Origin of the sequence: Enterococcus sp. DIV0213h (genome assembly GCF_051711285.1) — a bacterium.
Classification (GTDB): domain Bacteria; phylum Bacillota; class Bacilli; order Lactobacillales; family Enterococcaceae; genus Enterococcus_D; species Enterococcus_D casseliflavus.
In genome coordinates this window covers 3,200,709-3,224,977 of the sequence record NZ_JBIOMH010000001.1, presented here as the reverse complement: position 1 = coordinate 3,224,977, position 24,269 = coordinate 3,200,709, and the positions used below count along the sequence as shown (strand labels likewise).

Annotated in this window: 21 protein-coding genes and 1 other annotated feature; of the genes, 17 read left to right on the top strand and 4 right to left on the bottom strand. The window is 40.0% G+C overall.

The annotated features are described in order from the left end of the window. Window positions 1–34: 34 nt before the first annotated feature. Together mvaD and mvk are read right to left on the bottom strand one after the other, a co-directional pair. On the bottom strand, window positions 35–1,033 hold the full coding sequence (gene mvaD / locus IGI77_RS15055; protein ID WP_438770295.1) for a diphosphomevalonate decarboxylase: 999 nt from the start codon (window positions 1,031–1,033) through the stop codon (window positions 35–37). Further along, window positions 1,026–1,958, bottom strand: coding sequence for a mevalonate kinase (gene mvk, locus IGI77_RS15050; protein WP_015510390.1), 933 nt, complete (start codon window positions 1,956–1,958; stop codon window positions 1,026–1,028). Before mvk ends, mvaD begins: the two co-directional genes overlap by 8 nt. 305 nt (window positions 1,959–2,263) lie before the next feature. Here mvk and IGI77_RS15045 point away from each other — a divergent pair, with 305 nt between their 5' ends. Then, a complete protein-coding gene (locus IGI77_RS15045) occupies window positions 2,264–2,908 on the top strand; it encodes a deoxynucleoside kinase (RefSeq protein ID WP_010749130.1) in 645 nt (214 codons plus the stop codon). Window positions 2,909–2,997: 89 nt separating this feature from the next. Beyond that, a complete protein-coding gene (locus IGI77_RS15040; RefSeq protein ID WP_060791518.1) occupies window positions 2,998–3,903 on the top strand; it encodes a magnesium transporter CorA family protein in 906 nt (301 codons plus the stop codon). On the opposite strand, the gene IGI77_RS15035 is transcribed toward IGI77_RS15040, so the two are convergent. Then, on the bottom strand, window positions 3,900–4,535 hold the full coding sequence (locus IGI77_RS15035; RefSeq protein WP_438770294.1) for a pentapeptide repeat-containing protein: 636 nt from the start codon (window positions 4,533–4,535) through the stop codon (window positions 3,900–3,902). The two genes, IGI77_RS15040 and IGI77_RS15035, sit on opposite strands and share 4 nt — an antisense overlap. A 333-nt stretch (window positions 4,536–4,868) precedes the next feature. Between IGI77_RS15035 and nox the strand changes: the two genes are divergently transcribed. From nox to IGI77_RS14980, 11 genes are all read left to right on the top strand, one after another. Further along, on the top strand, window positions 4,869–6,203 hold the full coding sequence (gene nox, locus IGI77_RS15030; RefSeq protein WP_005228102.1) for a H2O-forming NADH oxidase: 1,335 nt from the start codon (window positions 4,869–4,871) through the stop codon (window positions 6,201–6,203). 99 nt (window positions 6,204–6,302) lie between these two features. Next, window positions 6,303–6,426 (top strand) — a sequence feature (ribosomal protein L20 leader region). Window positions 6,427–6,473: 47 nt separating this feature from the next. Further along, on the top strand, window positions 6,474–6,995 hold the full coding sequence (gene infC, locus IGI77_RS15025; RefSeq protein WP_005228103.1) for a translation initiation factor IF-3: 522 nt from the start codon (window positions 6,474–6,476) through the stop codon (window positions 6,993–6,995). 60 nt (window positions 6,996–7,055) lie between these two features. Then, on the top strand, window positions 7,056–7,256 hold the full coding sequence (gene rpmI, locus IGI77_RS15020) for a 50S ribosomal protein L35 (RefSeq protein WP_003128650.1): 201 nt from the start codon (window positions 7,056–7,058) through the stop codon (window positions 7,254–7,256). A gap of 63 nt (window positions 7,257–7,319) precedes the next feature. Continuing rightward, window positions 7,320–7,679: a 50S ribosomal protein L20 gene (gene rplT / locus IGI77_RS15015; protein ID WP_003128653.1), complete on the top strand. Its 360-nt coding sequence runs from the start codon at window positions 7,320–7,322 to the stop codon at window positions 7,677–7,679. Window positions 7,680–7,926: 247 nt separating this feature from the next. Continuing rightward, window positions 7,927–10,365 carry a sigma 54-interacting transcriptional regulator gene (locus IGI77_RS15010; RefSeq protein WP_438770293.1) on the top strand — a complete coding sequence of 813 codons (2,439 nt, stop codon included), beginning with the start codon at window positions 7,927–7,929 and terminating at the stop codon, window positions 10,363–10,365. A gap of 156 nt (window positions 10,366–10,521) precedes the next feature. Continuing rightward, window positions 10,522–10,989, top strand: a complete 468-nt coding sequence (locus IGI77_RS15005) for a PTS sugar transporter subunit IIA (protein WP_428213449.1) — start codon at window positions 10,522–10,524, stop codon at window positions 10,987–10,989. Next, the gene (locus IGI77_RS15000) at window positions 10,989–11,462 is read left to right on the top strand and encodes a PTS sugar transporter subunit IIB (RefSeq protein WP_428206729.1); all 474 of its coding nucleotides are present in this window, start codon (window positions 10,989–10,991) and stop codon (window positions 11,460–11,462) included. The genes IGI77_RS15005 and IGI77_RS15000 overlap by 1 nt, the downstream gene beginning before the upstream one ends. Before the next feature lie 15 nt (window positions 11,463–11,477). Further along, on the top strand, window positions 11,478–12,236 hold the full coding sequence (locus IGI77_RS14995) for a PTS mannose/fructose/sorbose/N-acetylgalactosamine transporter subunit IIC (RefSeq protein ID WP_428206727.1): 759 nt from the start codon (window positions 11,478–11,480) through the stop codon (window positions 12,234–12,236). 16 nt (window positions 12,237–12,252) lie between these two features. Continuing rightward, the gene (locus IGI77_RS14990) at window positions 12,253–13,077 is read left to right on the top strand and encodes a PTS system mannose/fructose/sorbose family transporter subunit IID (protein ID WP_438770292.1); all 825 of its coding nucleotides are present in this window, start codon (window positions 12,253–12,255) and stop codon (window positions 13,075–13,077) included. A 123-nt stretch (window positions 13,078–13,200) separates the two neighbouring features. Further along, window positions 13,201–13,872: a ribulose-phosphate 3-epimerase gene (locus IGI77_RS14985; RefSeq protein WP_428206724.1), complete on the top strand. Its 672-nt coding sequence runs from the start codon at window positions 13,201–13,203 to the stop codon at window positions 13,870–13,872. A 21-nt stretch (window positions 13,873–13,893) separates the two neighbouring features. Continuing rightward, window positions 13,894–15,051 carry a mannitol dehydrogenase gene (locus IGI77_RS14980; protein WP_438770291.1) on the top strand — a complete coding sequence of 386 codons (1,158 nt, stop codon included), beginning with the start codon at window positions 13,894–13,896 and terminating at the stop codon, window positions 15,049–15,051. Window positions 15,052–15,238: 187 nt separating this feature from the next. Here IGI77_RS14980 and IGI77_RS14975 read toward each other — a convergent pair whose 3' ends face one another. After that, window positions 15,239–15,502 (bottom strand): hypothetical protein, encoded by a 264-nt coding sequence (locus IGI77_RS14975; protein ID WP_438770290.1) that lies wholly within the window; start codon window positions 15,500–15,502, stop codon window positions 15,239–15,241. Between the two features lie 195 nt (window positions 15,503–15,697). On the opposite strand from IGI77_RS14975, the gene IGI77_RS14970 reads away from it, so the two are divergent. From IGI77_RS14970 to IGI77_RS14955, 4 genes are all read left to right on the top strand, one after another. Further along, on the top strand, window positions 15,698–17,428 hold the full coding sequence (locus IGI77_RS14970) for a SpaH/EbpB family LPXTG-anchored major pilin (protein WP_438770289.1): 1,731 nt from the start codon (window positions 15,698–15,700) through the stop codon (window positions 17,426–17,428). Between the two features lie 37 nt (window positions 17,429–17,465). Then, complete coding sequence (locus IGI77_RS14965; RefSeq protein WP_438770288.1) at window positions 17,466–21,626, top strand: SpaA isopeptide-forming pilin-related protein; 4,161 nt, start codon at window positions 17,466–17,468, stop codon at window positions 21,624–21,626. A gap of 4 nt (window positions 21,627–21,630) precedes the next feature. Then, the gene (locus tag IGI77_RS14960; RefSeq protein ID WP_156236563.1) at window positions 21,631–22,305 is read left to right on the top strand and encodes a pilin N-terminal domain-containing protein; all 675 of its coding nucleotides are present in this window, start codon (window positions 21,631–21,633) and stop codon (window positions 22,303–22,305) included. A gap of 133 nt (window positions 22,306–22,438) precedes the next feature. Beyond that, window positions 22,439–24,193, top strand: coding sequence for a sortase family protein (locus IGI77_RS14955; RefSeq protein WP_128431682.1), 1,755 nt, complete (start codon window positions 22,439–22,441; stop codon window positions 24,191–24,193). Window positions 24,194–24,269 lie beyond the last annotated feature (76 nt).

The window sequence follows — 24,269 nt, the reverse complement described above, 5'->3', positions numbered from 1 at the left end:
CGACACTCCTAATCGATGGCTTCTTAATGGCTTCTTAGTTGATGGGGGAAGATTCTTCCACCGGTAAAAAGGCTAATCCTTTGCCCGCATGAGCAGTTACTAATTGATCTGAGGCAAAGTGAGCACTTAATTCACGTAAAATCGTTTGTTCTTCTTGTTTTTGGCATAAAACTTTGACATTGGGACCAGCATCCATCGTGAAATAGCAAGCCAATCCTTTTTTTCGCAGCATTCGGACACATTCCATAGCTCGCAAAGATTCAGAAGACCAATAAGTAAAAGGTGGTTCGGCGGCTAAGGTCGTTCCATGCATTTTCAAGGCGTTGGCCTCGGTCGTTTCACCTAAAGCAGTAAAGTCTTTTTCGGCAATCGCTTGTTTCATTTTCACGAGATCGGTGGCAGTGGCAGAAAGCCAGCCTGGATAAAAGCTCGAGGTTTCAACGGTTCGGCGCATCCCCTCACGACTGGAGACTTCTTTGGCTTGTGCGTTGATCAAAATAAAGATCATACTTAATTCTTCTTCCCAGCCATTCGACGGCACTTGGGTGGCAAAAGAAGTCTCATCGGTGCCTTGATGCCATTCAGCAAAGCCACCGTAGATACTCCGACAAGCCGAACCAGAACCGCGACGGGCCAAACGGGATAACTCTTGCTCCGACAAGTTTAAGTCCAGTGCTTCACTACAGGCACCCGCCAATGCCGCTAATCCGCTGGCAGAAGAGGCAAGTCCAGCAGCGGTTGGGACGAAGTTTTGACTTTCCACCGTGGCATACCACGGGCAGTCCGCTTTTTTTCGTACCAGATCCAAAAAGTCCGCAACTTTTTTTGTGGCAGCGTCTGTTTGCACCACGCCATCCAATGTAAAGCGATCCTGTGTAAAATCGGGTGAAAAAGCCACCGTTGTTTCTGTGTAAAAAGCATCGAGGGTCAGGGACAAACTATTGTTCATCGGTAAAATGAAGGTTTCGTCTTGTTTTCCCCAATACTTGATCAATGCGATATTCGTGTAGGCACGAGCCTTTCCCTTATACATGTTCATAAACTCCTAATCCTTGTATCCATGCCGCACGAGCGCCATCGGACAATAAAATACGGCTGATATTCTCAGCCTGTTCCTTCGTTTTGGTTAGTGCGATCATACAGCCGCCTCGGCCCCCGCCGGTCAGCTTCGCCCCATAAGCCCCGTGTGCCAATGCTGAGGAAACCAACTGATCCAGTTGCTGATTGCTGACCCCTAACTGCTGCAGTGCCTGATGGGCATTGTTCATGCTTTCGCCTAATATTTCTAATTGATTGGCTATAATTGCCTCTTTGGCTCTTTTGGTTTCGATCCCTAAACGCTGGATCGCTTGACTAGCCAGCTGCTTGCTGGTTTCAAAAAGATGGGCGACACTTTTGACAGCTTCTCTCGTTTGCCCTTTGATACCAGTATCAGCGACGAGCAAATAACCGTCGATCGTGAGGGGAAACGAAGTGATGGGATGCCCTTTGATAAAGTAAATGGCATCCGTCCCACTAGCTGCTGCAGCATCGATCCCGCTAGGATTACCGTGAGCGATTTTTTCAGAAAAGTTGACATAGGTCATCAATTCTTCTTTTGTAAAATCTTTTTTGATCCAATCAAAAAAAGCGCGAGTCAATGCAACAGCGACCGCCGCGCTAGAACCCATTCCCCGTTCAGAAGGGATGGTGCTGACGATGGAGGTTGCAAAAGGACCCGTGTGGAAATCTTGTTGCAGACGATGCAGCAAGTCTTTGACATTTTTTAAGTGGCTGGGGACTTCTTCAAGCAGACCGTGATAGTAACTTGAAATCAAGGTGTTTGTTTCATTTGCTGTGATCTCGACTTGTACTTTTGCTCCCGCAAAAGGGAAAGCAATTGCTGGTTCACCGTAAACAACTGAATGTTCACCCATTAAGATGATTTTTCCTGTAGCTATGCCAGTACCAATTGACATTATTTTCCTCATTTCTCTAGGGAGCTTACCCCACATGATTCATTTATCGTTTGTCAGTCAATTGTAACTATCTCCTGACAAAAACACAATTTAATTAAAGATCCTTTCCTATTTTACTAGAAGAAGGCTCTTTCGTTAAGCATTCCGTATGAGATTTCAAAAAAAAGCAAAAATCTTTAAACTTTTATTGAAAAACTTCTTGATCTGTGCTTCAAAAGTTTCAGTTGACGGCACAAGATATAGTATTGTATAGTTGGTATCGCAAATGCAACATACAATATTTAGTGATGAGTGAGTTGGGGGATATGAGCGTGATCGTATTAGCAGGAACGATTGGTGCCGGTAAATCAAGTTTGACCGCATTGATCGCCAATCATTTTGGCAGTCAAGCCTTTTATGAATCGATCGATGACAATGAAGTGTTACCATTATTTTATGCAGATCCAAATAAATATGCGTTTTTACTGCAAATCTATTTCTTAAATAAACGATTTGAAAGTATCAAGCAAGCTATGAAAGACGACAATAACGTCTTGGACCGTTCCATTTATGAGGATTCACTGTTGTTCCATTTAAATGCGGACCTTGGGCGAGCAACCGATACCGAAGTCAAAGTCTATGATGAATTGTTAGCCAATATGTTGGAAGAGCTGCCGTATGCAGCCCACAAAAAGCATCCAGATCTTTTGGTGCATATTCGCGTTTCTTTTGAAACGATGCTAGAGCGTATTGAAAAACGTGGGCGGGAATATGAGCAGTTGACCTTTGATCCTTCGTTATACGACTACTACAAAGAGTTGAACAAACGCTACGATCAATGGTACGAAGAATACAATGAGAGTCCAAAGATCCAGATCGATGGCGATCAATTCAATTTTGTCGAAGACCCGCAAGCGGCACAGGCCGTTTTAACAATGGTGGAAGATGCTTTGAAAGACGCCCGTAAATAGCAATAGCCGATACAGCCAGAAAAGTCCTTTGATTGGGCTTCTGGCTGTTTTCTTTTATAATAGAAGAAAGCAAGAGTGGAGGATGGACTGTGGAAAACAAACATGTCTTTTATGATGGAAACTATGAATGGATTCAAGTCGACCAGCAAGACGCAAAAAGCGTGATGGCACTACAAAAACAATATCATCTGTCGGATGAGATGCTTACGTATTCTCTAGATAAAAACGAACGCGCACGAGTCGAATACGATGCCGAAGAAGAAGCATTGCTGCTGGTTTTCAACGTACCTCAGCAAGAAAAGCGAGACAATCATTTTGAGACCAGCCCAATGACGTTTATTTTAAAAAAGAAGCAGATCTTTACTTTTGCCTCCCATGATACCCGTTATGTGATTCCGATGATGGAGCGCTTGATCCTGCAAAAGCCGCAGCAAACACCGCTGCACTTTTTGTTTCAAAGCTTATTCTTGATTTCAGGCACGTTTTTTCCGCTAGTCGAAGAAGTCAATAGTGAACGGATTCGCTTGAATCAGCGACTACGGGAAAAAACCACCAATAAAAACCTGCTGCAAATGTCCGATTTGGAAGTCGGTTTAGTCTTTTTAGTGTCTGCTACGAAACAAAATGCGGTCCTCTTGGAGCAGATCAAAGCGTTATCCATTTATCGCTTGATGGATGATGACGAGCGGGAACAGCTGGATGATGCCCTGATCGAAGCCAAACAGGCAGTGGAAATGACGTTGCTGGCTTTTCAAATTTTAGAGCAACTATCTGGAACCTACAATAATCTGTTAAACAATAACTTGAATGATACCATGAAGTTTTTGACCGTTTGGTCCCTCTTATTGACTGTGCCTTCCATCGTCACCAGTTTCTTTGGCATGAATGTTCCACTGCCTTTTACCAATAGTATTTTCGGTTGGGGGATTGCCTTATTGATCAGTTTAGTGTTATCCATCTGGATGTTGATTGCTTTATGGCGCAGAATTCGTTAATCGATCACCAAACCTAGACCGGCGGCGATGACCAAGGCTTGTTCTTGATCGACCGTTAGCCCCCGCAATTGTTCAAAGGACAACGCGATCTTTTGAAATTGATTGGTCCGAAAATCTAAAGTTGCTAATTTTGTGTGAAACCAGTTGCTATTGTTCAACTGGTTTTCTTGTAGCGTCAAGTGTTTCCAATCCATTTCATAAAACTCACTGTCGTTTAGTTGGCACTGACGAAACAGCATCGTCCGTAAATTGGTGTTGCTAAAAGAAGCAAAGTTCGCCACGCAATCTTCAAAGGTGCAGTCACGGAAATAGCTTTCCGCAAAATTGGTGCCAGTCAATTTGCATTGTTTAAAGTGAACCCGATGAAAGCTGGCGCCAAAACATTCCAGATTAGAAAAATCGCAATTCTCAAAAAGAATGTTTTGGCATTCCCATTGACTCAAGCGTGTTTTTTGCATCGTCACTTTCTTGAAATGACATTGCTTCAAGATGAGATTTTTGCAAGCATCATAGCTATAGTCACCGCCTTCGAAGAAAGCACCTTCGAAAAGCAGTTCTTCTTCTAAATAAAAATCCTGTGGCTCTAATGCCGACAATAAGGGCGGTAGTGGCAATACGATTTTTTTCTTCATCAAGATCCCATCCTATCTGTTTTTCTCTTCAGTATAACACGGCGAATCGCTGCCGCAATAGGTACGAAAAAGCGGTAGAATATTGTGAAATTTATTCAATCGGTTTGCAGAATGCTTTTATAACAAGGAAAATCCTTAGGTTTAAATACATAATTTTTCACAATCTTTTTACTTGCAAGACGAAAATAATTTTGATATAGAAACTTAACCCGCTGAAAGTGACGTATATCAACGAAAAACTGTCATAAATTTTTAAAATCGCGAAAAAGTTGATAGTTTTCAAATTCACAAGCAAGCTATAATGACAATGTAAACAAAAGGAGGAAATTTTCCATGACAAAAACAGTTATTATCGGTGCAAACCACGCGGGGATTGCTGCTGCCAATACACTATTAGATAACTACAAAGACCAAGAGGTCGTAATGATCGACCGTAATACAAACTTAAGCTACCTAGGTTGTGGGACTGCTTTATGGGTTGGACGTCAAATCGATTCATACGAAGGCTTGTTCTATACAAAACGTGAAGATTTTGAAGCAAAAGGTGCAAAAATCCATATGGAAACAGTGGTTGACCATATCGATTTTGAGAAAAAAGAAGTGCACGCTGTAACCAATGACGGTGAAACGATCGTTGAATCTTATGATAAAGTTGTCATCGCAACTGGTTCTGTACCGATTTCACCAAAAGTACCTGGACGTGACTTGAAAAACATCCATTTCTTGAAAAAATTCCAAGACGGACAAACGGTTGATAAAGAGTTAGCATCAGAAGACGTGAAAAACGTTGCCGTTATCGGTGCTGGTTACATCGGTGTTGAAATTGCTGAAGCAGCAAAACGCCGTGGCAAAAATGTGTTGCTTTTTGATGCAGCGACACGGGCATTGCCAAACTACTACGACAAATGGTTTACAGAAGATATGGACAAAAACTTAGCTGACAATGGCATTGAATTGCATTTCGGTGAATTAGCACGTGAATACAAAGGAACAGAGAAAGTAGAAGCAGTTGTAACAGACAACGGCGAATACCCAGTTGATCTAGTGATCAACGCGATCGGTTTCTTACCAAACAACGAGCTAGGCAAAGATCATTTGGAGTTGTTTGCTAACGGCGCGTACTTAGTGGATCGCCATCAACGGACAAGCGATGCAGATGTTTACGCAGTCGGTGACTGTGCAACGGTGTACTCAAATGCTTTGCAACAAACAACGTATATCGCATTAGCAACGAATGCCGTACGTTCAGGGATCGTCGCTGCCCATAATATCGGCGGAACGTCTCTAGAATCAACAGGTGTTCAAGGATCAAACGGGATTTCGATCTTCGGCTACAACATGGTTTCAACTGGCTTGTCAGTCGAAGCTGCCGAACGTAATGGCATGAAAGTGAAATACTCTGATTACGAAGATACCCAAAAACCAGGCTTCATGAAAGAAAATGCGACAGTTAAGATCCGCATCGTCTATGAAGAAGAAACACGCCGCATCGTTGGTGCACAAATGGCGTCACGTACATCTGAAATCGCAATGGGCATCCACATGTTCTCACTAGCGATCGAAGAAGGCGTAACGATCGACAAGATGAAGCTATTAGATATCTTCTTCTTGCCTCACTTCAACCAACCATACAACTACATCACGATGGCTGCATTGAAAGCAGAATAAGCAACACGAAAGTCGGAGCGTATGCTCCGGCTTTTTTTTGAAACAATCATGAAAACTGTTGACAATAAGAGAAAAAAGCAGTATACTATAAAAGTTGAGAAATAAAAGCAGAAGCACCCGCTTCTCGCCTGAGTGAAGATATCGCTGGGCAGAATAGGATTCCTACCATTTATTTGTGTGGAGTACGTGCGGGTTCGTGAAGAACTCGTTTTTTTATTGTCTGATTTCGAATCGACAAGCTTTTCTTTCTCTCAAAAAACTCGGAGGTGAATGACCATAGCAAAGGATATGATGGTAAACGACGGCATTCGTGCACGTGAATTGCGTTTGATTGATCAAAACGGCGAACAACTTGGTGTAAAGAGTAAAGCTGAAGCATTGCAAATTGCAGAACGAGCAAACCTTGATGTGGTATTGGTGGCACCAAATGCGAAGCCGCCAGTAGCAAGAATTATGGATTACGGGAAATTCCGCTTTGAGCAACAGAAAAAAGACCGTGAAGCTCGTAAGAAACAAAAAGTAATCAACATTAAAGAGGTTCGTTTAAGTCCAACGATCGACGTCAATGATTTCAACACAAAATTGCGTAATGCACGTAAATTCCTTGAAAAAGGGGACAAAGTGAAAGCTTCGATCCGTTTCAAAGGCCGTGCCATTACCCATAAAGAAATTGGTCAGAAAGTGTTAGATCGTTTGGCGGAAGAAACTGCTGATTTGGCAACTGTTGAGCAAAAGCCAAAAATGGATGGCCGCAGTATGTTCTTAGTATTAGCACCAAAAAACGATAAATAATGACTCACTGAGTTTCAGTTTAAAGTCAGATAACGAAAGATTTTGAGGAGGAAATTAGTTATGCCAAAACAAAAAACACACCGCGGATTAGCAAAACGCGTAAAACGCACTGGCGGCGGCGGATTGAAACGCTTCCGTGCCTTTACCAGTCACCGTTTCCACGGCAAAACAAAAAAACAACGTCGTCAATTGCGTAAAGCTTCAATGGTTTCAGCTGGCGATTACAAACGTATCCGTCAACAACTAGCACGCATGAAATAATTGCGTAACCCAAGCTTCACGTATACAAACAATTATCGATTTTCATATTAGGAGGAATTATACATGGCACGTGTTAAAGGTGGAACAGTAACTCGTAAACGTCGTAAAAAAGTGCTTAAATTAGCAAAAGGTTACTACGGTTCTAAACACACTCTATTTAAAACAGCAAAAGAACAAGTAATGAATTCATACAACTACGCATACCGCGATCGTCGTCAAAAGAAACGCGACTTCCGCAAATTGTGGATCGCTCGTATCAACGCAGCGGCTCGTATGAATGGCTTAAGCTACTCAAAATTGATGCACGGCTTGAAATTAGCTGAAATCGACATCAACCGCAAAATGTTAGCTGACTTGGCTGTAAACGATGCAACAGCATTTACTGCATTAGCTGACCAAGCAAAAGACGCTTTAAACAAATAATCAATCGTTGGCAACAACGTTAGCCCCGCTCTTTGAGCGGGTTTTTTTTTGGTTCTACAATATTCATCAGTGTTAAACAAACTACGAATAAATATGTTTAGATTATTTGGGTAGTGTTTTGAGGGAAATAATTCAGTGTATCCTCGGCTTTGATTTTTAATTTTTATCAATGAAAACTTGATTCTTTCTCTCATTTATTTATAATCTATAGACAAGTCATGAATGAGTGTTTAGGAGAGGTGTTTTAATGGGGAGACGTGAAGAAGTACTATCTTTTATTAGTGAGTGTGGAGGTGCCAAAGTTACAACAGCGGATGTATCTAAGCAGTTACTAATTAGTCGTACAGCAGCAAGTAGAGAATTGAATAATTTGGTTAGAGAAGGTCAAGTAAGAAAAGAAAAGGGAAAGCCGGTACAGTATTTTTTAAACAGTGAATATCAGACAAACCATTTAAAAGGTTCTGAGTCTCCGAGAAGAGTGCATTCTCCAAATATATTAATAAAAAAATCAGAAAAAATGAATGCGTTTTCTAGGTTTATCGGTGCTGAAGGAAGTCTAAGTACACACATTAATTCTGCCAAAGCAGCGATAATGTACCCCCCGAATGGATTACATACGATCATTCTGGGGTCTACAGGTGTCGGGAAAAGTACCTTTGCCCAAATAATGTTTCAATATGGTCAAGAAATTGGTAGGTTCACTAATAAAAGTCTCTTTGTCCATTTTAATTGTGCGGACTATTCTAATAATCCGCAGCTCCTCTTATCGATCTTATTCGGATATGTTAAAGGTGCATTCACGGGAGCGGATACGGAAAAAGCGGGTATTATCGAAAAATCGAATCATGGCGTATTGTTTTTAGATGAAATTCACCGTCTCCCACCTGAGGGGCAAGAAATGCTTTTCACAATTATTGATACTCAAAAATTTCGCAGGTTAGGGGAATCTGACACTGCAGCCAGAAAAGTTAATATACTGATATTGTGTGCCACAACAGAGAGTATTGATAGCTCATTATTACAAACATTTAAACGACGGTTTCCTATGGTGCTAACATTGCCTGATCTCAAGGATCGAACTTTTAAGGAACGTTTGCAATTGATTGATTACTTCTTTTGTATTGAATCCAAAAAAATTGAGCGAGAAATCAAAGTTGAAAAATCAGTTATCAACTATTTAGCATCCTATTCATGTTCAGGCAATATTGGCCAATTAAAAAATGACATTCAAATTTTATGCGCTAAGGAATTTGCTCAAGCTATGATCCAGGAAAAAAATACCATTTGTATCACACTCGAACGCATAGAAGTTTGCGAAGTGATTCAGCCTATAGAAAATAGTAGTATTCAAGACACTGTGTATTTTCAAGGTGAGAAGATGCGTTCTGAGCAATCATTTCCGATAACAGTTCCAGATGCAATCGGAAATGAAACCTCCTTTTATCAATCGGTCTTAGAAAGGTACTCAACTCTGTTAAAAGAGGGTCGTTCAATCAAAGAAATTCAACAAAAAATCACGTCATTTATTGATGATTTTTTTAAAGTTGACTTAAAGCCTGACCATGTGGATGTCCAAGCGAATAAGGGAATCGAAAAACTTGTTTCCAAAGAAATATTGGACATTGTTGAAGAAACAATCCAAGAAATATCAGTTGCTTTGGAGGTTAAAAGCGATCCGCATATCACTTATAATCTAGCTTTACATATTGAAGCCTTAGTATTAAAGCTTCAAACAAGTAATAGCCCTTATCGATCGAAAAAAATTGTTGAGCCAGGTTCAGAGACACACTTCAAGAAATACGCGGATAAGCTGATTAGCGAAATCAATCGAAAAATGGGTATACAAATTCCAATCGAAGAACAGGAAATCATCGAGTTGTTTTTGGACACCATTTATCAAAATGTCAGACAAAATCCTATTGGAATTTTGATACTTATGCATGGTGTCGGTGTAGCCACCAATTTAGCCAAAATGGTTAATGATTTATTAGGGATAAGTCACGCAGTCGGAGTTGACATGCCACTTGAGGAGAGTATTGAGAATGTGTATCATAAAGCCTTGCAAACCGTTAAGCGAATTGATCGAGGTTCTGGAGTGCTCCTGTTAGCTGATATGGGTTCATTTTCATCTTTTCCAAGTAAAATTGCAAAAGAAACTGGAATAGAAATCATGATTATTGATAATGTTACATCTCCAATCATCATTGAAGCTACTAGAAAAGCTTTGTTTGCCAATATGGGTATGAAAAAACTCGTTCATGAATTGTTAGAAGAAAGTACTTATTTCATGGGGAATAAGCGTGATTCGAATATTTTTGATTATTCGAGTCGTCGACTTATAAAAAATAAAGATCATCTTTTTTATAATTCATTAGAGAAAAGTGTGATATTTTTGAATGTCTATAAGGCAACCGAAGCTCTGGATGAAATATTGATTTCGCTAGCTAAACGAATGAATTTCGAAATTATTGATACACTTGTCATAAAATTCTATTTTCATTGTCTTGGAATGTTGGAGCGAGCGATTCGTAAAGAAAGCCTTGATTTTGAAGTAAAGGAATTGGATAAAGATGTTGAATTTAGAGAAGTAAAAAGAGAAGTAGCTATATTAGAAAGAATGTATGGAACAACTATTTCTGATAGCGAGATTTTATATGTGACAAAAATTATTAAAGGATTTTTATAAAAGATCATCTGTTACAGTCAAAGTGTAACAGACGATCTTTTTTAGCGTTGCACACATTGAAAAATGAAAAAGTGTGATAAAAAGATGTTACACATAGAAAATTATTGATAGAAATTCCTATTCTAAAGCGGTTTTCATGTGTGTGGAAAAACTGGCATGCTAATTGCTTTATATAAAGTTGAAAGGAAGGATGAGTGTATGATTGGAATTTTAGTTTTGAGTCACGGTAATCTTGCGCAAGGAATTGTAGAAAGTGGAAAAATGATTGTCGGGTCGAATGAAAAAGTCGATTATCTAGGGCTCTATGAAGGGAACAATATTGATGAGTTTTATGATAAGACTGCTGAAAAAATTCAAGAAATGGATGACGGAGAAGGCGTACTGGTATTTTCAGACCTTTACGGGGCGAGCCCATTTAAGGCAACAGCTTATTGTGTGAAAAAATTGCCAAACACGAAGTATCGTTCTATTTCTGGAGTCAATTTTTCGATGTTTATTGAGGGCGTTTTAATGAGAAGCTCGATGGAACTGGATGAATTAGTAACCCATATCATGCATACGGGAAAAGCTGGTATCAAGGAATTATTTACTGAAGCGCAAACATTTGCAAAGGAGGAAGAATAATGAGAAATATTGTCTTTGCTCGAATTGATGATCGCCTAATTCATGGTCAAGTAATGACCGCATGGGTTCATGAAACGAAGGCAAACGAAATTGTAATTATTGATAACGAAGTTGCACAGGATGAATTTCTAAAAATGATCATGACTTCATCAGCCCCTTCAGGTATCAAAGTGCTGATTATGTCTGAGAAGCAGTCGATCGATTATCTGTCACAAGATTCAGATGGAAATAAGCTGATTGTTTTAGCAAAGAACCCAACAGTGATCAAAAATATTATGGATGGTGGTGTGAAAATCGAAGAACTAAATGTCGGTGGAATGGGTGCACGAAAAGATCGCACGCAATTGTATCGAAATATTTCTATTAGTGATGAAGAGCGTAATTGCTTCAAGCAAATCATCGCAGATGGGACGTCTGTCTATGTTCAAGTAATCCCAGAAGAAAAAAGCACAAATATCGAACAATACTTATAAAAGGGAGAGAAGAAAATGGAGATTAATGTCTTTCAAGCTTTATTGATTGGGCTGATATATTATCTGAGTATAAATGGCACACCTTGGCTTACACTATTGGGAAGTACCGTACTAGCACGTCCGCTGATTTGTGGAACCTTGGTAGGTTTGGTACTCGGTGATATTGTTCAGGGATGTGTGATTGGAGCGGCAATCAGCTTGCCTTATTTAGCCTATATTTCTGCAGGTGGTACCGTGCCAATGGACCCAGGATTGGCTGGAACACTAGGAACAGCTTTAGCCATGGCTGCGAATGCTTCGCCCGAAGTAGCAGTCTCGATGGCAGTACCAATTGGTTTATTGGGAACAGTGATTTGGATTGCTCATATGACAGTCGATATTTCGTTTTTACACATGATTGATAAAGCAGCAGATGAATTAAATTCCAAAAAAATCGATCGTATTCAAATGTTTATACCACAGCTTTTTTTGGTGTTGATTTCAGTGATTCCAGTGTTTCTTGTTGCCTATTTTGGATCTGGCGTTGTGAAGGATATTCTGGATGCCTTAGAAGGTAAGCCGCTACACGTACTTGAAGTAATTGGGGGTGTTCTTCCTGCACTGGGGATTGCGATGATTTTGAAATCAATCATGAGCAAAGACACTGCGGCATTTTATTTCTTAGGGTTTGTTTTGGCAGTGTATTTGGAATTACCTATTATTGCTGTTTCGATTTTGGCCTTTATTACGGCATTTATTTATACGCAATTATTTTTTAAATCAAGTTTAAGCTAGGGAGTGTGACCAATTAATGGAAAAGACAGTAGAAAAGAAACTAACTAAAAAGGAAGTAAAAAAAAGCTTTTGGCGTTGGACATGTTTTTCTCATTCAAATTATAACTATGAACGCATGCAATCATCTGGTTTTTTACATGCAATGCTACCAGTTTTAGATAAACTTTATGGCGATGATGAGGAAGCTCTGCGAAAAAGCTATCATCGTCATCTGGAATTTTTTAATACAGAGCCTCACTTTGGAGGAATCATTGGAGGTTTAACAATTGCATTAGAAGAGGAAAAAGCGGAAGGTGCCCCAATTACTGGAGATGCAATCAACTCAATTAAAACAGGATTGATGGGGCCATTAGCTGGAATTGGTGATACATTGTGGCAAGGTACACTGGTGCCAATTCTTCTCTCAATCGCCATTAGTATCGGTTCAGAAGGGAATATCTTTGGTCCTATTTTCTATATTGTGTCAATGTTCGTCATTATGCTGGGACTTGCATATTACTTATGGATGCAAGGCTATAGCTACGGGAAAGAAGGAATCCAGAAATTGATGGGGGGCGACCTTCTGAAAAAAGTGATGCTAGGTGCGAAAGTAATGGGCGGTGTTGTTATTGGTGCGTTGACAGCAAACTATGTCAGCTTGAGTACGAGTTTAGTGTTTAAGTTTAATGATTTAAGTTTGAATGTACAAACTGATATTTTAGATAAATTATTAAAAGGTATGCTACCACTAGCAGTAACGATGATTGCTTTGATTTGTCTGAATAAAAAAATGAAATCTACTTCCGTATTGCTGATCTTAGTATTGCTCTCAGCTATCGGTGCGATCATCGGAATTTTCTAAGGAATAAAATTAGTAAACAGTTTAACTCGAAGTTACAAAATTAAGCGATATAAAGAAAGTTGAAGTAGTAACTTAAAAAGTGGTTATTTACACTTATAAAATAATAAAGGATGTGTGCAATATATGGGGTTGAATACATTTATTTCTCCATCAATAATGGTTCCAAAAATATACGAATATGAAGAGTATTTGAATCAATTTGATCAGTATAAACTCTCTGTCATCCATTTCGACGTAATGGATGGTCATTTTGTACCAAATATCATGTTAGGTACATCTGTTTTTAGTGATTTAAGAGAGATGACCGACATACCAATAGATATACATTTGATGGTCAATGAACCAGAGAAATACCTTTCTATGTTTCGAACAAGGAAAGACGACTGGATAAGTTTTCATCCAGAAACGACGAATCAACCGTATCAATTGCTTCAAAAAATCAAAGATATGGATTGTAGAGCTGGTTTAGTTCTTAGTCCTGGGACACCCATTTCCTATTTAGAAGAATCTCTTGACCAACTTGATTATGTGACTTTAATGACAGTTAACCCAGGATTTGCAGGACAAAAATTAGTCCCTAATTCTTTTACTAAATTAAAAAGAATTAGGCAACTGCTAGATTCATTTAATCCTCAAATTGATCTCTTAGTTGATGGTAATACGACACCAGAGAACAGTAAAAAAATGTATGAAAGTGGTGCAAACGGGTTTGTAGTTGGTAGTGCCTCTAAAATCCTTAAACACCCAAGTACATTTGGGAAATATCACGATGAATTTATGGCTGTACTAGGATAAAGTGAAGGGGGCTAGTTGAGTATGAAAAAAGCATTAATCTTTGGAGCAGGAAAGATTGGTCAGGGCTTTATTGGAGAACTTCTCCATGACGATGGATACGAAATTATTTTTGCGGATGTTTCTGATACCTTGATCGAAGATATCAATAGAAATAATTGTTATAGTCTATTCTTAACGAACCATAATTATGAGGAAAAAATTATTGACAACGTTTCTGCCTTGTCTCTAAAAAAAAATCAAGAAGAAATAATTGAAGTGATTACGCAAGTAGACATCATCACAACATCTGTCATGCAAACAAATTTAATCAGTGTAGCACCTATCTTAGCTAAGGGGCTAAAAAAAAGGTTAGCTAAGGGTGGAAGAAGAGTTCTCGTAATGGCATGCGAGAATGCTATTATGGGCACAGATATGCTAGTAAATCTTATGAGTGAAACTGGAATCATTACGATAAATCAGTTATCCGAAATTGGAGCATATCCCAACACTGGCGTTGATAGATTTGTATTTGGGGGAGTTTACAACGGTAAAGAAGGAACAGCAATTAGTGATTCTCATGAACTAGCGATTGAACGACAGAAGTTAGATGATCCAGATAGTCGACCCATTAAAGGAGCAGAGTACGTAGATGATTTAGAAGCGGTACTCAAAAGAAAAATTTATTTAGTGAATTGTTGGCTCGCAATAACTAGCTATATTGGTTATACCAAAGGCTATACAATGGTTGATGAAGCATTACGTGATGCAGAGATTCAAAGCATAGTAAAAAAGGCGATAGTTGAATCTGCAGCGGGATTAGAAAAGAAATTTGGCTTTTCTAATGAGGAAATGAATAAGTATATCAATAATATGATTATAAAAAGATATGATGATTATAATCAAGAGGGAATCAACGACCCTATTGTTAGGGTGGCACGTCAGCCAATTCGAAAATTATCTCCAGATGACAGAATAATGGGACCAGCATATATTGCTTCTGAATATGGATTATCCAATGATCATTTGCTATACGGTGCGGCATATGCCTTTAAGTATGATGATGCTGGTGATGAGGAAGCAGTGGAATTACAAGAGTATATTAAAAATAACGGGATAGAAAATACTATCGAAAAAATTTCCGGGCTTCAGAAAGACTCGAACATGTTTAATAAAGTTTTAGAATATTATAAGACGATCTAAGATTACCCAAGGCTTTATTAACCTATAAACTGTCTAAGTTTGTATATCCAATTTGTAGCAATTGAAGCAGCAAATGCTTAATGCAACTTATTGACAAGAACAATTTATGGTGGAGAATGAGGAAATAATTAATCAGCTAGAACACTTAGTTCCGAAAACTAAAAACCCTTCTTTTCCCTAAAATCCTTCAATCTTTTTTTATCCAAATCAAAAGAAATTTCTGTTTAAAACCGCTAATTTTAGCGGTTTTTTTTGTTTGCTCAGAAGAAAGCGACAGGAGATAAGCATTTTTATCAGAATTTTGTCCTTTTCTTTTAAAGACCCAATGGAGAACCCAGTTTCTTTTAAAAAGCTGAGCCAGTTTTTTTGGAATTTGAGAGCCAAAATGCCAACATTTTGGAGAAAATCTACTATCACTGACTATTGAATCCGCTCTCATCGTCGAATTCACACAAATAATCAGAATTTTTCAATGCCAAATAAGACCGAAATAAAAATTTTCTAGGCTGATTTTGTCAGTTACTCAGAGCTGATTTATTTCATAATCATAGTAAATCAAGAGGCACTTTAGGAGTGATTATTATGTAGATTGAAAAAATGTTGGATTGTTTTGTTGCTAGATAAGAATAAGAAAGAAGGTTCAATAATGAAACCAAAGAAAAAAATGATAACCAAATTTGTTATTGCCACGTCACTTTTCACTGCAGGAAGCATCGTTGTGCCCGTTGTGGGATCTGTTTCTGCTTATGCTGCAACGACCGGACCTGTTGCAGATAACACAACTGATCGTTCCATTACCCTTTGGAAATATGAAGTGAAAGATTTATCTGAACTTGGCGACCGTGGCGACGGGGAAAAAGAAGATGTTACGAAGACACCGCTAGCAGGGATCAAATTCTTTATTCAACGTGTAAAACCAGTTGGCAATGCGGCGTTAACGAATCCACTTGTTCAAAAAGAAGGAACAGATTACACGATTGATACTACATTTACTGCTCAAACAGTGACGACCGGCGCAGATGGGTCTGTTGTAGCTGACTTGGGAACTGGTAATGCAGCAGACGGTATCTATCTAGTTACCGAATTAGAAGATGACCGTGACGTTTCTCCTGCTGTCGCAAAACCAGCAGATCCATTCTTTGTGCAAGTACCACAAACGGATCGTGATGATCTAGGCTCATTGATTTATAACGTAGAAGTACAACCGAAAAACTTGATGGAGTCCCTACTTGAACCAGATAAGACCGTTGAAGAAGGAAAAGGATTCTCAAACAAAGCGGGCAATCACTTTACATGGGAAGCCAACGCATCTCTTCCAAGCGGATTGTATCAAATTGCATCACAAGACATGGTCATTACACCAGTCTATGACAAAGATGGTACTCAAATTGCGGATATTCCAGTAAAAGCAGGCGATGAAATTTACGCTGATTACTATACGATTCGCGATACGCTGAACGAAAAGATTTTATTGGATGGCTTAACAGTTAATACGAAGACCGATACTGGTGACTGGGTAGCGCTTCAACCAGGAACGGATTACACCGTTACATTGAACGGTACTGATGTGACTGCAGGGCCAATCACTGACCAATCTGAAAATGCAAAAGCTGTTGCTGTTAGCTTGACAGAAGCTGGAATGAAGAAAGTTGCAACTAACGGTGATACTAAGATCCAAGTTGTTTTTGAAACCCATACCGATAAAGACTTTAATGGAACCATCATCAACCACATGGATGTTGACTATTTGAGTCCAGGTCTTAAACCAGTTGAAGTTCCTTCTCCACCAGAAGAAGACCCAGAATACTACACAGGTGGGTTCGATCTTAAGAAAACAGCAGAAGATGAAGCAAAATTATTGGCAGGTGCGGAATTCCATCTTGCAACCAGTGAAGAAGATGCCAAAGCCAACAAATTCTTAGCTTCTGATGGCAAAACGTACACCTTGAATAATGACGGAACAACAACTCCTGCATTACCAACTGGCGTCACATTATTAAAAGCAACGTCAAACGATCAAGGACTTGCAGAATTTAACGGTCTTGAATTGAACTGGTATACCGATACAGACGGTGACGGACAACAAGACATTGGTACTGAGCCAACATTTGCTAAAGAAGACATCAAACGCGATTACTGGGTCGTTGAAACAAAAGCCCCAGAAGGCTATGAATTGTTGAAAGCACCACAACAGATCACAGTGAATTTAGCAAGTGAAACCAACGATATCATTGAAGCAACCATCGTCAATGAAACGAAGACTGATTTACCATTCACCGGGGGCGCTGGAACGACCTTGTTGATCGCCATTGCAATTGGCGCCATCACGATTGGTACAGCAGCAGTAGTGATTGATAAAAAACGTCAAACAAACTAAAAGGAGTTCAAATGGAAAGAATGAGGTGACTTAAGTCATGAACAAACTTAAATTAAATACACTTGTCGCCGTTCTGTTTCCGGTTGTACTCGCTTTGTTGTTTATCTGGGCTATCCCATCTGCAACTACGCTAAAGGCAGATGATGGCAAAGCTGCTTCAGCTAATGAGAATTCCAATGCGGAGGTGATCGTTGTTCCGACAACTGTGACGGATAAAAGCTTACAAGAGCTAACGAATGAGGATTATTCTGCTGAAGATTCCTTGAATAAGCCCATTTATTTTAGTGAAGCTACGTCAAAGGAAGTAGGAACTACTGCTACTTCTCCAATTAAAATGGGAGAAGGAAAAGTTAGTGTGAAAACAGGAACAGCATCTTTTGACACGAATGATAACCCTGGTTACGACTCAAACGAGACAAATACGATTGTTCGTTCCCATGATCAAGTGATTTATCTTGTATCTTTTACAATTCAAAATGATACGAAAGATCAAAATTATACAAACATTCGTTATCGTTTAAAAGCCACCCTACCGAATGCCATCACAAAAGATGCCAATGGAGTCCCTCAAGTCAATGGCGAAATCGCTAATGGGAACTACTATGACAATGCTTCAAATGATGGAACTCAATATTCTGAAGGGATCATGGAATCAGTTATCAGTGATACCGGACAAGTCTTTGTTCCAGTTGTCGTGAATGTTTTTGATGCCAAACATGGAACTACGATTGAACCAACCTTTGAATTGACCATTCTTGATGCTGAAAATCTGGATGGTGGTGTAACGGAAATAGTCAACAATGTGTATGATACTGAATTTAGCGTACCTCAAACATCTGTATCTGCTAAGCCATCCGTACAAGTTCAATTGGTTGCGGGGGATAGGAAAAAAGGAACTGAAGTATTTGGTGGAACCAATACGAACTTAGATGCTTATGATGTAGGCGCAGTAACAGTTTTACAACCGATAGAAGGTAGAGCTGCTGGTGACTATCGAGGAGCCTCTTTCCCAAGCGGGCCAATCACCTACACGATTAAGCAAAAAGGAACCTATCAAGTCAATGGGAGCTCGACAACGAACAACCTAAGTACTGGTCAATATGCCAATTACTCGATAGGTGCTTATGCACCAGCGACTTATCAGCGGACGCAACCATTTACCAAAAACGTTGGGACGGTAAATACGAATGTATTTACTACACCATTAGCGACTCCCAATGCTAGCACTGGCGAGATTTATTCCACGCAACCTAAAGGCTTGCTTGAAGAGATTGGTGTCTATGAGTCAGGTAACTTCAATGTCACCACAAATGGCAATGTCACTAACTCCGACTATGCAGGTGTTGTCAATCCATATACGTACCTCATGACTGGAAATAGAACCACTAGTGGTTCATCCAAAGCGTTTTCAAGTTTAGAGCTGATTATGTCTTGGGATCGCAGCCAGACAGAAACCCTTGCACGAACGAATAACTGGAATCGATATGATATGACCTTTTATATTGATTCTGTCTCGTATGATGGCGTAACAACAGCGAACAATAGCAGTATTAGTTATCCAAACATCATTACGCCAGCTGGCGCCTATACTGGCGGTCCTGTATTAGCCAAAGCAAGTGATCCAGAAGACATTACAAGTAATTTAACAAACTTAGATTTGAATGAAGCTTCTATCGCTGTCAATACAGGAAATGCGCGTCTAAATTCTGGCGATTCAATTGTTGCTTTTAACTTTGTGGGAACGACGAATGAGGCAGTGTATGAAATAGACACCATTTTGATGTGGGACCCCAGTGCCTTGCAATATGATACCTCTAGAGAGTCGTGGGCGAGTACCGAAGCTGGTGTTCCTAAATTTAAGTACGGGGTAGCTAAAAATTTCGCAAACTCACCGCCAACGACAATGCAAGTATATGCTTTTACTAATACAGAAGCACTGTACAATTGGTATTCAACACCCCAAGAAGCAATAGCAAGCGGTGGCGAAATCTCTGCAGTAGCTTGTTATGCAAAAACTTCCGTTCCAACTGGTTGGAAAGGCATGCCGAAGATACCTTTAAAAGTGATTCAAAAGCAGCCAGGGAATAAAACGCCAGCTGGAAATCCATTAGTATTATTGACTGTACAGCAGTTTAAAGACAATAATGGCAACGTTTTGTATGATCCTGTCAAGGATGAACCATTTTGGCCGAATGTCAATAATGGAAAGTATTTACCAACCCAATATGACTCTAGTGGGAAAGCCACCTCTTATCCGATGCTTTACGTTTGTTGGATTGGTGAATCAGCGTATGTCAATCCGTTCAGTATTTTAACAAAAACAGAAGTTGAAAAAGAGCTTTATGATACGACTGAAACGATTTCTATGAAAGTATCTGGAACGCTGACTGGCACAAGTACGGTCGACTATGACGGTGCACTGACGACCACCTTACCAAAAGGTATCCATTACGAAGCAAATTCTAGTAAGGATGCAACAGGAAATAGTCTTCCAGAACCGACTATTACGAATAACGCCGACGGAACGACAAAACTTCGCTGGTCCTTCTCAGACATGCCATTGACCACTGGAATAGAAGTCAATTTCAAAGCAACCTCTGAGTTTCCAAAACTAAGTTTCGATTCAAGTGGCTTTACCGGTAATTTGACTGTTTCTACTGTAGGTGAGATGTGGCGCAAGGATGATCCGACAGTGAAAGATGAAGCAACTGCAGCGATTCGTTCTTCATCGGATACCTTCAAAGAAAACTTGATCCAACAAGTGATCGTTAGCAAAACTGGTGACAAAAAGCTTATTGAAGTAGGCGATGATACACCAGTTGGGGTAACCGATGCTATCAAGTATACGATGACGACGAAAAACGAATCTGCACAACCGATTAAAGATGCTCGAATCAGCGATGTCCTTCCATATGATGGTGACTCAAGAGGCACGATCTTCCACGGAAGTTACAAGGTGACAGAAGTAACGGTTGATGATCCAAATGCAAAAATCTATTTCACAAACGAGACAGTGAGTGAAACAACTGATCCTAATGATATTAACGATTGGACACTGTATTCAAGTAATTCTGACATCTCAAAAGCCAAAGGATTTTTAGTGACGACAGAGTCACTACCAGTTGGTGACACGATCACCCTGACAGTCACCATTGATCCAAGTGGGCAAGAACCAGGAGATGTTTTGGTCAATAATATTCGGTTCAATTCTTATTTGGACATGGATGTTCGCTCGCAGAATTTTGAAACCACCGTCTACGGTCGTGATCTTACCGGTGTGGCTTGGTATGACGATAACTTAGATGGCTTGATCGGCAATTTGGCAAATGGCACCAAGGAATTGGCTGCCCAAGACATTCCAGTCAAGCTTTATCGCACAAGCTTTGTAGAGGAAACGTACCAAAACGAGTTAGTCAAGGAAAGCTTATCGGGGGAAAAGTTCGTTGATGACTCGGGGAATTCATTGATCAAGACCGATGCAGCTGGGAAATATATTTTCCAAAACTTGCCAGAAGGCGAGTACATTGCTGAATTTGTGGTTGGTGATCAAGTGGTTCAAAAGAAATTTGCAGTAACGACTCCTTTGGTTGGGGATGATCCTACACTAAACTCCAAAGCGGATCAAGATACATTTAAAACAGCAGCGTATGATTTACCAGAATTAACAGATTTAGCGGCAGATGAAAATCTGAAAGAGCATGTTCACCATGTGACAGATGTCAACATTGGCTTGATCCGCCTGTCTACTATTCGGTTATTTAAATACGAAACAGGAACTGCCGTTGATGCAAATGGAGATGGAAAGTTAAGTGATGTCGAAAAAGCTTCAGGAAAAGCGTTAGCTGATGCCACCTTTGATCTATACAAAGGCAATGATCAAACGGAAAAAGTCGGTAGTGCAACCACCGATGCAAGCGGCTATTTGAACTTCACGGGTATCCAACCAGGCGAATACAATCTTGTAGAGACAAAAGCACCTGCCGGATACGAATTGATCAAAAAACCAATCAAAGTCACGATTGGTGAGGGAAATCAAACCATCATGGTTTATCAAGAAAACGATAAAACGACTGAATTGCCTCAAGCAGGGGGTAACGGACCGATGGTTTGGCTCGTAGGAATTGCCTGTGCATTTGGTTTGGCAGGTATCTGGGCGTTGTATTACTACTATGATCAGCTTAGAAAGAAAGGAGCGTAAGTAGATGAAAAAAATATCGGTTTTCTTTCTCGCGTTCCTCTTTCTATTAGGGCTAGGGGTATCTTCGATTCCAGCACATGCTGCTGAAGCAAGCAATGAATCCTATGCGATTTCAATTTTGAAATATAAGTTAAGTGATTCTACGGTTCTTTCTTCGGAGTTGCCTATGGATGGAACGAAAGTCGATCAAGTCGTAGATGAAAACGGCAATGTTCTTGCTCCTTTACCAGGAATCTCTTATGAGATCACGAGGGTATCACCTGTCCAAGGACAATCGACCTTTGAACCAGTCGTCGGAGAAGATGCTTTTTCGATAACCGTCACCACCGATCAAAATGGATTGGCACGGGTTGCTGATTTAGCTAGTGGGACCTATCAAGTCATTGAAAAAGACAATCAATTGTTGAAGTCAGTGATGGACCCAGTCATTGTGGAGGTTCCTTTGCCACAACGGGAAGGGGAGGCGTTAAAAGAAGTCTTTCTCTATCCTAAATCAAGTGTGGTGGATGCAACAGGAACGACCCCTCCAGGAACCACTCCTGATGGGGGCACGCAACGGCTGCCGCAAACGAGTGGAAATATCGGAAATGCGCAACCATTGTACCTTATTCTAGTGTTTATCATTAGTATGGGCGCGATTGGGATAAGGGCTCTGAAGACGAAACACAACAAGTTTTAATGGCTCGTTAGGCAGGGCAGTCCTAAAAAAACTGTCCTGCTTTTTTCAATAAAAGTACTTAGTTATAAAAAACAGATACATACAAATTGACCGAAATATAAACAGTCGGGTCAAAGATGGGAAAGGAGAAAAAATGAGGCAACGTCAACCAAGAAAAAAGCACTCATTCTTAATGATTTTTGCCATTACTATGATAACGGTTGGGTTCCTCGTACTTCTTTATCCAATCATCGGCAATTATTTATCCAATCGAGAACGAAGTCAAGCAGAGGTCGCTTATGACCAAACCATGGAAAAAATGAGTGAGCAGGAAAAAAAAGCACAATACGAGTTAGCACAAAAGTATAACGAGTATATTTTTGCGAAGCAGCAAGGAGAAAATCCTGAACCGGTCGTTTATGAAAGTGCCTTGAAAAATCAATCTGGTGTCATGGGAACCATTGATATTCCAGCAATTGATATTAAAGAGATGCCCTTTTATCATGGTACCTCTTATAAAACCCTTGATAAGGGCTTAGGGCATTTCGAACCAACGTCGATCCCAATCGGCGGAGAAAATACCCGCTCTGTGATAACTGGACACAGCGGGGTGAAAAATCAGGTCCTATTTACGGATGTACGCAATCTAGTAGAAGGCGATTTGTTTTTTATCAATATTTTAGGAGAACGGTTGGCCTATCAGATCACTTCATTTGAAGAAATCTTACCAAGTGAAGTGGAGAAAGTAAAAATCAACTCGGGGAAAGATGAAGTGACTTTACTCACGTGTACCCCACCTGGAATCAACACTTACCGCTTGCTGGTTACAGGAAAAAGAGTGCCATATAGCTATGCGATACAAAAGAAGGTAACCAAGCGTAACGTGTGGAGCTACCAAAATATCGTTTTAGGGACACTTGCGATCAACCTGGTTCTTTTCTTGATCCTGATCATGGTATACCGCTATTGGTTACGCTATTTTCGTTCGCCAGATCCGAAACGATCCGAGCGAGGACGCAAAAATCTGAAACGACTCTTCTTTGTGACGAAAACGTATTTTGCACTCGTCTTTCTTAGCATGTTGGCGATTTTAGCGGTTGCCTTTTATGGGTATTTACAAATGCAGCAAGAAACCGCAACAGCTGCCGTTGATGTAGGGGTTGAAGAGACGTTGAGTGACTACAATTTGAGTAAGATACAACGTGCTGATTATGAAGAAAAACAAATTGCCAGTGTGAATGTGGCGGATTATGCAAGTGCCAAGAGTGCATTGCAGCTTTCAACAAACAACTGGGGAATCGGGAAGCTCGTGATCCCAGAGCAATCGATTGATTTGCCGATACTCGCTGGATTAGCCAACCAAAATTTATTAACGGGGGCTGCAACATTTCGCCAAGAACAGCAATTAGGAAAAGACAACTACGTTTTGCTCGCCCATAACATTTATGAACAAGATGTACTGATGCATCGCATCAAGTTTTTAGAAGAAGGGGACAAGATCTATACGACCGATTTTAAAGATGTCTATATCTATACGGTCTCTCTCAATAAAGTGGTCGAAGAAACAGAGGTTTCTTATATTGAAAAAAACAAACCAGGTGCCTCGCCGATCCTCACGCTGTTGCGATGTGAGGGGAATATAGGAACGCCCTATCGACGAGTCGTTCAAGGAGAATTGCAGGCGGTGGAATCGATACAGGGCATGACGAAAGCAGAAATGGCTACCATGGGTCTGAAGCAATCGACCGAAAAGTCCACTGGGAAAATCGTTGAAGAAAATCCAATTTCATTTTTTCAAAGCTTTGCCATGATCGTTGCTGCACGGTTCGTCAAAGATCCGCTTCAGACGATGTTACCGATGTTTTTGTTCTTTATGCTCCCGATCTTATTCTTTAGTATTATCCGTTGATCGTTCAGCGGCAAGAAAAATGTGAAAAGTTCCCTCTGTCAGAAAAGTGTTAATCAAAGAAAGGAAAAAAGAAGGT

Excerpts from the sequence above, each read along its gene's own strand:
- IGI77_RS15045 (WP_010749130.1), top strand. The coding sequence starts at position 2,264 with ATGAGCGTGATCGTATTAGCAGGAACGATTGGTGCCGGTAAATCAAGT.
- rplT (WP_003128653.1), top strand. The coding sequence starts at position 7,320 with ATGGCACGTGTTAAAGGTGGAACAGTAACTCGTAAACGTCGTAAAAAA.
- nox (WP_005228102.1), top strand. The coding sequence starts at position 4,869 with ATGACAAAAACAGTTATTATCGGTGCAAACCACGCGGGGATTGCTGCT.
- infC (WP_005228103.1), top strand. The coding sequence starts at position 6,474 with ATGACCATAGCAAAGGATATGATGGTAAACGACGGCATTCGTGCACGT.
- mvk (WP_015510390.1), bottom strand. The coding sequence starts at position 1,958 with ATGTCAATTGGTACTGGCATAGCTACAGGAAAAATCATCTTAATGGGT.
- IGI77_RS14960 (WP_156236563.1), top strand. The coding sequence starts at position 21,631 with ATGAAAAAAATATCGGTTTTCTTTCTCGCGTTCCTCTTTCTATTAGGG.
- IGI77_RS15035 (WP_438770294.1), bottom strand. The coding sequence starts at position 4,535 with ATGAAGAAAAAAATCGTATTGCCACTACCGCCCTTATTGTCGGCATTA.
- IGI77_RS14965 (WP_438770288.1), top strand. The coding sequence starts at position 17,466 with ATGAACAAACTTAAATTAAATACACTTGTCGCCGTTCTGTTTCCGGTT.
- IGI77_RS14995 (WP_428206727.1), top strand. The coding sequence starts at position 11,478 with ATGGAGATTAATGTCTTTCAAGCTTTATTGATTGGGCTGATATATTAT.
- IGI77_RS14990 (WP_438770292.1), top strand. The coding sequence starts at position 12,253 with ATGGAAAAGACAGTAGAAAAGAAACTAACTAAAAAGGAAGTAAAAAAA.
- IGI77_RS14980 (WP_438770291.1), top strand. The coding sequence starts at position 13,894 with ATGAAAAAAGCATTAATCTTTGGAGCAGGAAAGATTGGTCAGGGCTTT.
- IGI77_RS14970 (WP_438770289.1), top strand. The coding sequence starts at position 15,698 with ATGAAACCAAAGAAAAAAATGATAACCAAATTTGTTATTGCCACGTCA.
- IGI77_RS15005 (WP_428213449.1), top strand. The coding sequence starts at position 10,522 with ATGCTAATTGCTTTATATAAAGTTGAAAGGAAGGATGAGTGTATGATT.
- IGI77_RS15010 (WP_438770293.1), top strand. The coding sequence starts at position 7,927 with ATGGGGAGACGTGAAGAAGTACTATCTTTTATTAGTGAGTGTGGAGGT.
- IGI77_RS14955 (WP_128431682.1), top strand. The coding sequence starts at position 22,439 with ATGAGGCAACGTCAACCAAGAAAAAAGCACTCATTCTTAATGATTTTT.
- IGI77_RS14985 (WP_428206724.1), top strand. The coding sequence starts at position 13,201 with ATGGGGTTGAATACATTTATTTCTCCATCAATAATGGTTCCAAAAATA.
- rpmI (WP_003128650.1), top strand. The coding sequence starts at position 7,056 with ATGCCAAAACAAAAAACACACCGCGGATTAGCAAAACGCGTAAAACGC.
- mvaD (WP_438770295.1), bottom strand. The coding sequence starts at position 1,033 with ATGTATAAGGGAAAGGCTCGTGCCTACACGAATATCGCATTGATCAAG.
- IGI77_RS15000 (WP_428206729.1), top strand. The coding sequence starts at position 10,989 with ATGAGAAATATTGTCTTTGCTCGAATTGATGATCGCCTAATTCATGGT.